At 64.3% G+C, this 12,579-nt stretch carries 8 protein-coding genes; 4 read left to right on the top strand and 4 right to left on the bottom strand.

Annotated elements, in window-relative coordinates; all coding sequences use genetic code 11:
• Positions 1 to 5: 5 nt before the first annotated feature.
• Together L610_RS03390 and pepN are read right to left on the bottom strand one after the other, a co-directional pair.
• Positions 6 to 2,345, bottom strand: coding sequence for a PAS domain-containing sensor histidine kinase (locus L610_RS03390; RefSeq protein WP_144702476.1), 2,340 nt, complete (start codon positions 2,343 to 2,345; stop codon positions 6 to 8).
• A 135-nt stretch (positions 2,346 to 2,480) separates the two neighbouring features.
• On the bottom strand, positions 2,481 to 5,126 hold the full coding sequence (gene pepN / locus L610_RS03385) for an aminopeptidase N (protein ID WP_024848081.1): 2,646 nt from the start codon (positions 5,124 to 5,126) through the stop codon (positions 2,481 to 2,483).
• Between the two features lie 148 nt (positions 5,127 to 5,274).
• On the opposite strand from pepN, the gene L610_RS03380 reads away from it, so the two are divergent.
• Positions 5,275 to 7,548, top strand: a complete 2,274-nt coding sequence (locus tag L610_RS03380; RefSeq protein ID WP_024848080.1) for a xanthine dehydrogenase family protein molybdopterin-binding subunit — start codon at positions 5,275 to 5,277, stop codon at positions 7,546 to 7,548.
• Between the two features lie 10 nt (positions 7,549 to 7,558).
• The gene (locus L610_RS03375) at positions 7,559 to 8,506 is read left to right on the top strand and encodes a DMT family transporter (protein WP_024848079.1); all 948 of its coding nucleotides are present in this window, start codon (positions 7,559 to 7,561) and stop codon (positions 8,504 to 8,506) included.
• Here L610_RS03375 and L610_RS03370 read toward each other — a convergent pair whose 3' ends face one another.
• Complete coding sequence (locus tag L610_RS03370) at positions 8,507 to 9,295, bottom strand: helix-turn-helix domain-containing protein (RefSeq protein WP_144702473.1); 789 nt, start codon at positions 9,293 to 9,295, stop codon at positions 8,507 to 8,509.
• A 133-nt stretch (positions 9,296 to 9,428) separates the two neighbouring features.
• Here L610_RS03370 and L610_RS03365 point away from each other — a divergent pair, with 133 nt between their 5' ends.
• A complete protein-coding gene (locus L610_RS03365; protein ID WP_024848077.1) occupies positions 9,429 to 9,827 on the top strand; it encodes a hypothetical protein in 399 nt (132 codons plus the stop codon).
• On the opposite strand, the gene L610_RS03360 is transcribed toward L610_RS03365, so the two are convergent.
• Positions 9,828 to 10,673 carry a uracil-DNA glycosylase family protein gene (locus L610_RS03360; protein ID WP_144702471.1) on the bottom strand — a complete coding sequence of 282 codons (846 nt, stop codon included), beginning with the start codon at positions 10,671 to 10,673 and terminating at the stop codon, positions 9,828 to 9,830.
• Between the two features lie 210 nt (positions 10,674 to 10,883).
• Between L610_RS03360 and L610_RS03355 the strand changes: the two genes are divergently transcribed.
• A complete protein-coding gene (locus L610_RS03355) occupies positions 10,884 to 12,563 on the top strand; it encodes an electron transfer flavoprotein-ubiquinone oxidoreductase (RefSeq protein WP_144702468.1) in 1,680 nt (559 codons plus the stop codon).
• Positions 12,564 to 12,579: the final 16 nt, after the last annotated feature.

Genomic DNA, 12,579 nt, shown 5'->3' with positions numbered 1-12,579 from the left:
GCTGCTCAGGCGGCCTTCTTCGGCGCCACCTTCACGGGGCGGATCGGAATGCGCACCGAGACGATGGTGCCGACATTCTCGGTCGAACGGATCTTCAACGCGCCGCCATGCAGTTCGGCAAGCGAGCGCGAAATGGCAAGACCAAGGCCCGAGCCGGTGTGGTTCTTCGAGAACTGGTTCTGTACCTGCTCGAACGGACGGCCGAGCTTCTTGAGCGCGTCCTTCGGAATGCCGCAGCCATTGTCCTCGATGCTGAGGGTGATCGCGCCGCCGGCCTTGCGGGCGCGCATCGTCACCTTGCCGCCGTGGCCGGTGAACTTCACCGCGTTGGAGAGAAGGTTGATGACGATCTGCTTGATCGCGCGGCGGTCGGCATGCAGCACCAGCCCCTCGTCGATCTGGGTCGACAGCGTGATCGACTTCTCCGCCGCCTGCAGCGCCACGACGCGCACCGTCTCGAGGATCAGCGGGTGCAGGTCGATCCGCTCGCGGTCGATCGAGAACTGGCCAGCTTCGATCTTCGACATGTCGAGGATGTCGTTGATGACGCCAAGGAGGTAGAGGCCGGAAGAGTGGATGTCAGCGACATACTCCACGTATTTCTCCGAGCCGAGCGGGCCGAAATAGGCCTGCTGCATCATCTCCGAGAAGCCGATGATGGCGTTGAGCGGCGTACGCAGCTCATGGCTCATATTGGCGAGGAATTCAGATTTCGCTCGGTTCGCGGCTTCGGCGCGCTCGGTTTCCTTCATGTACTTGCGGTTCAGCTCGACGAGTTCGGCAGTGCGCTCGCCCTCGGCGCGGCGCGCCAGCGACAGGTCGTGGATCGTCGCCATCAGGCGCCGCTCGCTGTCGGTCAGCTTCTCCTGCTGCTGCTTGAGCTGGGTGATGTCCGCGCCGATCGACACCATGCCGCCGTCGCGCGTGCGCAGCTCGTTGACCTGCAGCCAGCGCCCGTCGGCGAGTTGACGCTCGTAGGTGGCGCCGCTGTGCGGGCCATTCGGGCTTGCCAGCCTGCGCTCATAGGCGAGCGCCATCATCTTCTTCTCGATCTCGACGCGTGGCGTGCCCGGAATGACGTCGTGGTCGGAAAGCCCGTAATCCTGCTTGTACTTGGAGTTGCACATCACCAGGCAGTCGAACGCATCCCACAGGACGAAGGATTCCGAAATGCTCTCGATTGCGGTGCGCAGCCGCAGGTCGGCCGTTTCCGAGCGCTGGGCAAGCCGCTGCTGCTCGGAAATGTCGACGGCGATGCCGACGAGGTGCATTTCCGGCGCCTCGGGGTCCTTCACCTGCGCCTTGGCGCGGATCCACATCCACTGGCCGTCGGCATGGCGCATGCGGAAGACCTGGTCGATCTGGTCGATTTCGCCAGCGACGATCTTGTTGGCGAGATCGAACAGGTCGACGTCGTCGGGATGAATGATCTCGGCGACGACGCCGAACGACAGCATCGCCTCGGTGGGCTCATAGCCCAGCATCTCGTACATCGAGCGCGACCAGTACATCTTGCCGCGCACCATGTCCCAGTCCCACAGACCGCATCGGCCGCGCACCAGCGCAAGGTCCACGCGCTCATGCGCCTCGAGATAGAGGCGGTCGGCGGCCTGCGCCCGCGCAGCCTGGCCGAAATAGGCATAGAGCACGACCAGCAGCACGACGGCGGTGATGACGTAGAGCGTAACGTTCAGCGTCGCGTTGCGGCGCCAGTCGGCGAACACCGCCGACTGCGAAATCATCGCGACGGTCGCAAACTTGCGGTCCTCGCTGATTCCCATTGCCGCAAACCATGGCTGTCCGTCGACCTGGACTTCCATTACGCCGGCGCGGGTGCCGAACAGGAACAGCGGCTGGCCCCCATGGATGAAGCCGTCGAGCGGCTTGCCAATCCACGCGCTTCCCGCCGGCGAGGCGGCGCGCACGGCAAAGCTTGCGTCGGTGACGAGCAGCACGTGGCTGGAAGTCAGCGCGCCCTGGGCGGCGATCTCTTCAAGAAGCGGCTGCGGATCAGGGAACGCACCTTCGCTGCGCAGCTGCTGCGCTTCCATCGACTCGGTCATCTGCGCGGTGGCGAGCGTCAGCATGCCGCGCGCGGTGCGCTCGACGTCGTCACGCTGCGCGAGCAGCGCAAGCGTGCGGGTGCCGGCGATGACGACCAGGAAGACAATGATCAGAATCGGGACGATACGGCGCAAATAGGGCTCCAGCGCCAGCAGCCGCTGATAGGCAGGGGCAGCAAGCATGCGCGCACGGCACGAGATCGACCGGCTGGCCGTCTGCGCCGCCGATTGACGCGCATGAAAATCCCCATCGGGCGCGCTCCACGCGTCCGCGTTTGCCATCGATGTGGCTCCCCAATTGCACCTGATGATCCGGCAACGCCGCACATCCGAATCGTCATTAAGGAATCAGAGGTGATTCGCCCTGTCCAGTGGGGACAGGGCAAAAAAGTTACGATTCGTTAACCGTAACTTCGGTCAGGCGAGCGTCCGCTCGACGATGTCGCGAAGGTCCGTGGAGAGGTCCTTCGGCGCTGCCATGGCGACCAGGGCCTCACGGGCAGCCTCGCGGCGCACCGGCTCGAGCGAGCGCCAGGATCGCATGGCCGTTGCAAGACGTGCCGCAAGCTGCGGATTGCCCTTCTCGATCTTCAGCACCGTCTCGGCGAAGAAGCGGTAGCCTGAGCCGTCTTCCTGATGGAAGCCGGTCTGGTTGAGCGTCGAAAAGGAGCCCACCAGCGCGCGCACGCGGTTGGGGTTGGAAAGGGCAAAGCCCTTGTGCTCCATCAGCGACTTGACGCGCTCCACGGCGCCGGAGCCGGGGATCGTCGCTTGGATCTGGTACCACTTGTCCATGACCAGCGGATCGGAGCCGAACTCGGCCTCGAACTTCGCCAGTGCCTCTGCCGTCCGCTCGTCGTTTGGGAAGCGGTGCGCGAGGATCGCGAGCGCTGCCGACTTGTCGGTCATATTGGTCGCAGCAGCGAACTGGCTTGCTGCCTGTTCTGCACTGTCGGCAGCGACGGACAGGTAGTCGAGCAACGTGTTGCGCAGCGCCCTGCGGCCGGCGCTCTCGGCGTCGGGGCGGAACGGGCCGCTCTCGGCAAACGAGTTGTAGATCTCCGCAAAGCCATCGACGTTAGCCGTGGCGATCGTCTGCATCAGCGCCTCGCGCGCCACGAAGATCGCATCGGGATCGATGTTGGAGCCGATCTCTCGGGCAATGTCGGCTTCGGCTGGCAGGGTCAGCGCCAGGGCGCGGAAGGCCGGCTCGAGCGTATCGTCCACAGCAATCTCGCCCGCAGCACGGACCAGGCCTTCGCCGAACTGCGGCTGCTTCTGGCCGCGCACCGCCTTGAAGCCCTGCACCAGCGCATCGGTGAACAGCGTGTTGAGCGCCTGCCAGCGCGAGAACAGGTCGCTGTCCTTGCGGGCGAGGAACAGGAGATCGTCGGGCCGCTGCTCGATCGAGATCGTCACCGGGGCCGAGAAGCTGCGGTTGAGCGACAGGGCAGGGCGCGTCGGAATGCCCTCGAAGCGGACGGTGTGCCGGCGCTTCTTGACGTGGATGACGCCGTTCGAAACCGTGGCGCCGTCGACAGCCGTCGGCTGCAGGTCTTCGCCCTCGGGGCCGACCAGCCCGAAGGCAAGCGGAATGTGCATCGGCCGCTTGCGGCTTTCCGAGGGCGTCGGCGGCACCGACTGCTCGATCTCCAGCGTGTAGGTCTTTGCCTGCTGGTCGTAGGCGGTGGAGATCGTCAGGTTCGGCGTGCCGGCCTGGTGGTACCAGAGCGCGAACTGCGAGAGGTCGACACCGGAGGCGTCCTCGAATGCCTTGAGGAAGTCCTCGATCGTGGCGGCATCGCCGTCATGCCGCTTGATGTAGAGGCTCATGCCCTCGCGGAATTTTTCCGCGCCGAGAATCGTGCGGATCATCCGCACCACCTCGGATCCCTTCTCGTAGACAGTCGAGGTGTAGAAGTTGTTGATCTCGCGGTAGCGGCGCGGGCGCACCGGGTGCGCGAGCGGCCCCTGGTCCTCCGGGAACTGGTGGGCGCGAAGCGTCCGTACTTCGGCAATTCGCTTGACGGCGCGCGAGCGTTGGTCAGCCGAGAATTCGTGATCGCGGAAGACGGTCAGGCCCTCCTTCAGGCACAGCTGGAACCAGTCGCGGCAGGTGATGCGGTTGCCTGTCCAGTTGTGGAAGTATTCGTGGGCGATGATTGCCTCGATATTGGCGAAGTCGGCGTCGGTCGCGGTGGCCTCGTCGGCAAGTACATACTTGTCGTTGAAGATGTTGAGGCCCTTGTTTTCCATCGCGCCCATGTTGAAGTCGCTGACGGCAACGATGTTGAAGACATCGAGGTCATATTCGAGCCCGAACACCTCCTCGTCCCACTTTATCGAGCGCTTGAGCGCGTCCATCGCATAGGCCGCGCGCGACTCCTTGCCATGCTCGACATAGATGCCGAGCGCGACCTTGCGCCCGGATGCGGTGATGAATTCGTCCTTCAGCCCGGCGAGGTCACCCGCAACGAGCGCGAAGAGGTAGGACGGCTTCGGGAACGGGTCGTGCCAGACGGCGAAGTGGCGACCGCCGTCGAGCTGGCCGCTCTCGACCATGTTGCCATTGGAAAGCAGCAGGGGAGCAGCCGTCTGATCCCCCTCGATGCGGACCGTGTAAACCGAGAGCATGTCCGGCCGGTCGATGAAGTAGGTGATGCGGCGGAAACCTTCCGGCTCGCACTGGGTGCAATAGACCCCCTTCGATACGTAGAGACCCATCAGTTCGCTGTTGCGCGACGGGTTGAGCTTCGTGACGACCTTCAGGCGGAAGCTCTTGTCCTGCGGCGGGTTGTGGAGGGTCAGCTTGTCGACCGTGGCTTCATAGGAGCCATCAGCGGCGGCGACGCCGTTGATCTCGACGCCGAGGCACTCAAGCTCGTCGCCGTCGAGCTCTAGCGGCGTGCCGGGGGCGGTGCCGTCCCGGCGTTCGATCTCCAGCTCGGCGGTGACGATCGTTTCTTGCGGCGACAGGACGAAGAGCAACCTGGTCTGCGGTATGAAGTACTCCGTCGGCCGATAGTCTTCGATCCGGAATACCTTGCCCGTGTCCTGACGCATAACCCTGAACTTTCCTTCGTATCGCGGCCACGCAAAGCCGCGTCAAAATCTGCATTCGGTCTTTACATGATACTGGCGCTCGGCAAAACTGGAACGAGTGTATACAATTGCACCGGGCGCCAGATGCGGCCCCGAGGGAGGAAAATCAATGACCGTCATGACGCCCAAGTTCGGGATAGGTGCGTCTGTCCTGCGTCTCGAGGACAGCTCTTTCATCACGGGGAAGGGACGCTACACCGACGACATTCGCCAGGAAGGCATGCTGCACGGCTACGTGCTGCGCTCGCCCATCGCCAAGGGCACGTTCACCATCACCTCGACCGAGGCCGCGCGGGAGGCGGACGGTGTTCATCTCGTCCTGACGGGCGCTGATCTCGCGCACCTCGGCGACCTCAGGTCCACGCTGATGATGCCGCAGCCGGACGGCACGAAGGCCCCGACGCGCGACATTCCGATTCTCTGCCGCGACCGGGTCGAGCATGTCGGCGATGCGGTTGCCTTCGTCGTCGCCGAGACCCGCGCGCAGGCGCAGGACGCCGCCGAACTGATCGAGATCGAGTACGAGGCGGAGGAGGCGATAGCCGACACCGCGACCTCACCCGACAAGGCGTTCGAATACAAGCTCGGCGACGAGGCGCGGACCAACGAGGCGTTCGCGAAAGCGGCGCACGTGACGAAGATAAGCGTCCTCAACAACCGCCTCGTCAGCAACTACATGGAGCCGCGCGCGGCGATCGGCGAATGGCTCGCCGACGAGGAGCGCTTCGTCCTCACGACCGGTTCGCAGGGCGTGCACTCGATGCGCAGGATCCTCGCCGACCAGGTCTTCAACGTGCCGCAGGAGACGATCCGCGTGGTGACGCCGGACGTCGGCGGCGGCTTTGGCCCGAAGGCCTGCACCTATCGCGAGCATCCGCTGGTGCTGGAAGCTGCAAAGCGGCTGGGCCGTCCGGTGAAGTGGACCGGCGACCGCACCGAACATTTCCTTGTCGATGCCCACGGGCGCGACAACGTCACTGAAGCCGAGATGGCGCTCGACGAGAACGGCCGCTTCCTCGGCATGCGCGTGCGCATGATCGCCAATCTCGGCGCCTATGCCCATCAGGTCGGCCCGCTGATCCCCTTCATCGGCGCGACCATGTCGACCGGCGTTTATGACATTCAGGCGCTCGATGTCTCGATCCTCGGGGTCTACACCAACACCGCCCCGATCGACGCCTATCGTGGCGCGGGCCGTCCGGAAGCGGCCTTCCTGGTCGAGACGCTGGTTGATGCCTGTGCGCGCGACCTTGGACTCACGCCGGACGAGATCCGCCGCCGCAACTTCATCAAGCCGGAGCAGCTTCCCTACCGCACGCAGACCGGCCGTCTCTACGACACCGGCGAGTTCCAGGGGCACATGGAAAAGGCGATGGAGGTTGCCGGCTGGGCGGGCTTCGAAGCCCGGCTCGCGGAAGCGACGTCACGCGGAAAGATCAGAGGCATCGGCATGGCGTCCTATGTCGAGGCCTGCGCCTTCCCGGGCTCGGAAGCGGTGCATGTGAAGCTCGAGGAAGACGGCTCCGTCACGCTCGACATCGGCACCCAGTCGAACGGCCAGGGCCACGCCACCGCATACACGCAGTTCGTTGCCGACACGCTCGGCCTCGACCCCAGCCGCATCAAGGTGATCCAGGGAGACAGCGACCGTCTGCCCAAGGGAGGCGGCACCGGCGGCTCGCGTTCGATTCCGCTCGGCGGCGTTTCGGCCGCCCGCGCCGGCGAGAACCTCGCCGAAAAGATCCGCAAGATTGCCGCGGACGAGCTCGAAGCCTCGCCCGCCGACATCGAACTCGTCGACGGTGAGGCGCGCATCGTCGGCACCGACCGCCGCATGGATTATTCGGCAATCGCAAAGGCGGCGAAGTCGCCCGATGACCTGAAGGGCTTCGGCGAGTTCGTCCAGAACGAAGCGACCTATCCGAACGGCACCCACGTCTGCGAAGTTGAGATCGATCCGGAGACCGGCGAGGTCGATGTCGTCAACTACGTCAGCGTCGACGACTTCGGCATCACCGTGAACCCGGTGCTGCTCGCCGGACAGGTGCATGGCGGCATCGCCCAGGGCGTCGCGCAGGCGCTCTACGAAAACACGGTGTATGGCGAGGATGGGCAGCTCCAGACGGCGACCTTCATGGACTATTGCATGCCGCGCGCCGACAACTTCCCGAACTTCAACTTCTCGACCCGCAACGTGCCCTCGACGACCAATGCGCTTGGCATCAAGGGAGCAGGCGAGGCTGGTACGATCGGTGCGGCTCCCGCGGTGATGAACGCGGTCAAGGACGCCCTTCACAGAGCGTACGGAATAGACCATATCGACATGCCAGCGACGCCGAATCGTGTCTGGTCAGCGATCAGGGAGGCGACGTCACGTAACTGAGGGGGCCTGATTGCCGGTCGAATCTTCCAGCCAAGCTGAGAACGCGGTTCACGGCATCCTCCTCAAGGTCGCTTCGGTGGCCATCTTCGTGATGATGAATGGCCTGATCAAGGTGGCCGGCGACGTACCCGCCGGCCAGATCGTCTTCTTCCGGTCCTTATTTGCCATTCCGCCAATCATGCTGGTCTTGTGGTTGCAGGGCCAGATGAAGGGCGCCTGGCGCACTAAAAATCCGGTCGGGCACATCATGCGCGGCCTCGTCGGTGTCAGCTCGATGGGCCTCGGCTTTTTCGCACTGACCCGGCTGCCGCTGCCCGACGCGATCACCCTGAACTACGCCCAGCCCCTGCTGGTCGTCGTCTTCAGCGCGCTGTTTATGGGCGAGCTGATCCGCGTCTACCGCTGGTCGGCAGTCATCGTCGGCCTGTTCGGCGTCGTGGTCGTCTCGTGGCCGAAGCTGACGTTATTCTCGTCCGGCGCACCGGCTGAAACAGGACAGGCAATTGGCGTCCTTGCCGCCTTCGGCGGTGCGACCATGTCGGCGATCGCGATGCTGCTGGTCCGCAAGCTGGTCCATACCGAGCGTACGTCGACCATCGTCATCTGGTTCTCGGCCAGCGCGACGGTGATCTCGCTCTTCACCATCCCGTTCGGGTGGAACGCTCTTGAGCCATACCAGGTCGCGTCGCTGATCGGCGCGGGCATCTGCGGCGGCCTCGCGCAGATCCTGATGACAGAGGCGTACCGCTATGCCGAGGCGTCGGTCGTCGCACCGTTCGAGTATACGTCGCTGCTGCTTGGGATCGTCTTCGCATATCTCGTCTTCGGTGAGCTGCCGACGATCTACACGCTGGTGGGCGGCGCCATCGTCATCAGCGCCGGCATCTTCATCGTCGTGCGCGAGCGTCAGCTCGGTCTCGAACGGGCAAAGGCGAAGAAGGTATCGCCGCCCCAATAGTCACGTCGCGGTGGCGAGCTGGCGCAGATAGTCCCCGGTTTCGGTATCTGCGGGGAAGAACGACTCGATCGCTAGCTCTGACAGCGTGACATCGAGAGGCGTGCCGAACACGGTGATCGTGCTGATGAAGCTGAGAACCTGATCCCCCATCCGCACTCGCAACGGCACGGCGATGTTGTGCGCCGCATCTGGTTCATGCGCCGCAGCTGGACCGGGATAGGACAACAGTTCCTTTTCGAGCGCCTGCAACCCCGGGCCGCCCGAGTTCTCGATCTGCAATCTCAGGCGCTCCAGAAGGTGCGTGCGCCACTGGCCGAGATTGACGATACGCGGCGCAAGCCCTTTGGGATGCAGAGACAGGCGCAGCACGTTGACGGGCGGCTCAAGCAGGGCGAGGTCTTCGATGCTTTCCAGGAGCGGCCCGACGGAAGCATTCGCCTTGAGCATGTTCCAGCCCTTGTCCACTGCGATCGCCGGGAATGGTTCGTGACCTATAAGGACCTGCTCCACGGCAGCCAGCGCGGGCTTGAGCGCCGGATCATCCAGCTCTCGCTCGCCAAAGCTCGGCGCATAACCTGCAGCCATCAGAAGTCGGTTTCGCTGGCGCAGCGGCACGTCCATCTGCTCGGCAAGACGCAGCACCATCCCGCGCGAAGGTCTTGCGCGGCCGCTTTCGATGAAGCTGAGGTGCCGCTGTGAAATCTCGGCGTCGAGCGCAAGATCCAGCTGGCTCAGACGGCGCCGCTGGCGCCATTCTCGGATCAACGCACCCGCATTCAGTTGTTCCATCGTGTCGGCCTCCCTGAGGACGCCTCAGCCTAGGCGCGGATCCGCCGTATTTCTATTACCTCCCACGTAATCGCTTTGCGCCGCGTTGTGGCTCAACCTGAGGGCATCCTGGTTCAACCGAAGGAGATGCCCGATGACCGTTACGAACTCACCATTCCTGCGCGCCACTCTTATCGCCGATGCCGTGATGGGCTTCGCCGCCGCAGCCATCACCATCTTCGGAGCGGGGCTGCTCTCGGCCTGGCTCGCCTTGCCGGAAGGCCTCCTGTTCTGGGCGGGCGTCGCGCTCGTGCCGATCGCGGCCTTCCTGTTGATGATGGCGTTCCGGCCTGAAATTCCCAGGTCGTGGCTGCGGGAGATCGTCTTCATCAACGCGAGCTGGACAGTCGCGAGCCTTGCCATCATGATGCTCGGGCTGGTGCAGCCGAACATGCTGGGCGCGGCATTTGTGATCGTCCAGGCGGTTGCGGTGGGGGGCTTCGCGTGGCTCGAGGCCATCCCGCTGCGGCGGCCGGATACGGTCGCCGCCTGATCAGGCGCGCATCTGGTCGAGCCTGGCCGCGATCTCGAGCAGGTCGCGCCAGGCGAGCTTTTTGTGCGCTGGGTTGCGCAGCAGATAGGCCGGATGCAGCGTCGGCATGGTCGGGATTTCTACGCCCGAGGCCGTGCGATGGACCTTCCAGTTGCCGCGAAGGCGCAGAATGCCTTCGTTCGCATGCAACAGCACCTTCGCCGACGGGCCGCCAAGCGCGACGAGAATTTTCGGGCGCGCAAGCTCGATCTGCCGCTCGATGAACGGGCGGCAGATTTCGGTTTCGAGTGGCGTGGGCGTGCGGTTGCCCGGCGGGCGCCATGGCACGACATTGGCAATGTAGGCGTTGGTCTTGCGCGACACGCCGATCGCGGCAAGCATCGCATCGAGCAGGCGGCCAGATCGGCCGACGAACGGCAGTCCTTCGATGTCCTCGTCCCGCCCGGGAGCCTCGCCCACCAGCATCACGTCCGGCTGCGGGTTGCCGTCGGCGAAGACAAGGTTCTTGGCGGTCAGCTTCAGGTTGCAGCCATCGAAATTGCGCAACAGTTCGCACAACTCATCGAGCGACTGGGCGCTGGCGGCAAGCTCGCGCGCCCGCACCGCCTGCTCCTCGTCGGGGAGAACCGGGGCCGCCGTCGCAGCCGGCCGTGCAGGCGCGGCCGGAGCCGGCATTTTCGGCGGCGTCTTGGTGACGGCCGCCATCGCGGCCTGACGCGCAGCAGCCTGCTCCTCGAAGCGGTTGACCGGCTCCTCCAGCAATGGCTCGTCGACGCCCGCTTCGGCGTAGAAGCGCAGCAGGTCGGCAAGGTCAGGGAAGGATGCGTTCGGGTCCGCGGTCAGCATCCCCTATTGTCGCCCGCGGGGCGGCGTCCTGCAAGCGCTGCGGCGACATTCCGCCACCTATCCGCCGAGGAATTGAACTGCTGCAGTATACATAGGCGGAAACTGGTACTTACCTTGGCTTGAACAATATCGACTGTTTCCCGTTGCAGCGCGATAGGATATGAGCGCAAGCACGGAAATGCCGACGGGTCTACGCACAGGGAGCTGCTGATGAGCGATATCGAGCGGGAGAGCATGGAGTTCGACGTGGTGATCGTCGGCGCAGGGCCAGCAGGCCTGTCCGCCGCGATCCGCCTGAAGCAACTCAATCCTGATCTCTCCGTCGTCGTGCTCGAGAAGGGCGGCGAAGTCGGCGCACACATCCTCTCCGGCGCGGTTGTCGATCCGATTGGCATTGACCGTCTTCTGCCGAACTGGCGCGAGGATAGCGACCATCCGTTCAAGACGCCGGTCACCGACGACCAGTTCCTGATCCTCGGGCCTGCGGGAYCGCTGCGGCTGCCGAACGTGCTGATGCCGCCGCTGATGAACAATCACGGCAACTACATCGTCTCACTCGGCAATGTCTGCCGCTGGCTCGCTGGCCACGCCGAAGCGCTGGGCGTCGAGATCTATCCGGGCTTTGCTGCAGCCGACCTCATGTATGACGAGAATGGCGCAGTCACCGGCGTCATTACCGGAGATATGGGCGTGGAGCGCGACGGCACGCCGGGCCCGAACTACGCTCCCGGCATGGCGCTGCTCGGCAAGTACGTGCTGATCGGTGAGGGCGTGCGCGGCTCGCTCGCCAAGAAGCTGATCGCCAAGTACAACCTAGCGGATGGCCGCGAGCCGCAGAAGTTCGGCATCGGCCTCAAGGAGCTGTGGCAGGTCAAGCCGGAGAACCACAAGCCGGGTCTGGTGCAGCACTCGTTCGGCTGGCCTCTCGGTGGCGCGACCGGCGGCGGCTCGTTCCTCTACCACCTCGAGGACAATCTGGTCGCGGTCGGCTTCGTCGTTCACCTGAACTACAAGAACCCGTACCTGTCGCCGTTCGAGGAATTCCAGCGCTTCAAGACGCATCCGGCGATCGCTCCGACCTTTGAGGGTGGCAAGCGCATCTCCTACGGCGCTCGCGCCATCACCGAAGGCGGCTACCAGTCGGTGCCGAAGCTGAGCTTCCCGGGCGGCGCGCTGATCGGCTGCTCCGCAGGCTTCGTCAACGTTCCGCGCATCAAGGGTTCGCATAATGCAGTGCTCTCCGGCATGCTCGCAGCCGAGCATGTTGCCGAGGCGATCGCCGCCGGCCGCGAGCACGACGAGCTGACCGGCTACGAGGCTGCATGGCGCGACAGCGACATTGGCAAGGACTTGAAGAAGGTCCGCAACGTGAAGCCGCTGTGGTCGAAGTTCGGCCTTTGGCTCGGCGTTGGCCTTGGCGGCCTCGACATGTGGCTCAACTCGATCTTCGGCTTCTCGCCGTTCGGCACGATGAAGCACGGCAGGACCGACGCGGAGTCGCTGGAGCCGGCTTCCAAGCACAAGAAGATCGAGTATCCGAAGCCTGATGGGGTGCTGACCTTCGACCGCCTGTCGTCGGTGTTCCTGTCGAACACCAATCACGAGGAAGACCAGCCGATCCACCTGCAGGTAAAGGACATGGACCTGCAGAAGCGCTCGGAGCACGATGTCTTCGCCGGTCCGTCGAGCCGTTACTGCCCCGCTGGCGTCTACGAATGGGTGGATGCTGACGGCAACGCCGCGGCCGACACGATGGGCGTCGATGTCCGCTACGTCATCAACGCGCAGAACTGCGTCCACTGCAAGACGTGCGACATCAAGGACCCGAACCAGAACATCAACTGGGTCCCGCCGCAGGGCGGCGAAGGTCCTGTCTATCCGAACATGTAAGGGTTTAGGGGAGTAG

Origin of the sequence: Aminobacter sp. J44 (assembly GCF_007829415.1) — a bacterium.
Classification (GTDB): Bacteria; Pseudomonadota; Alphaproteobacteria; order Rhizobiales; family Rhizobiaceae; genus Aerobium.
The sequence above is the reverse complement of the archived record's forward strand: the minus strand, read 5'-3'. Positions and strand labels throughout refer to the sequence as shown.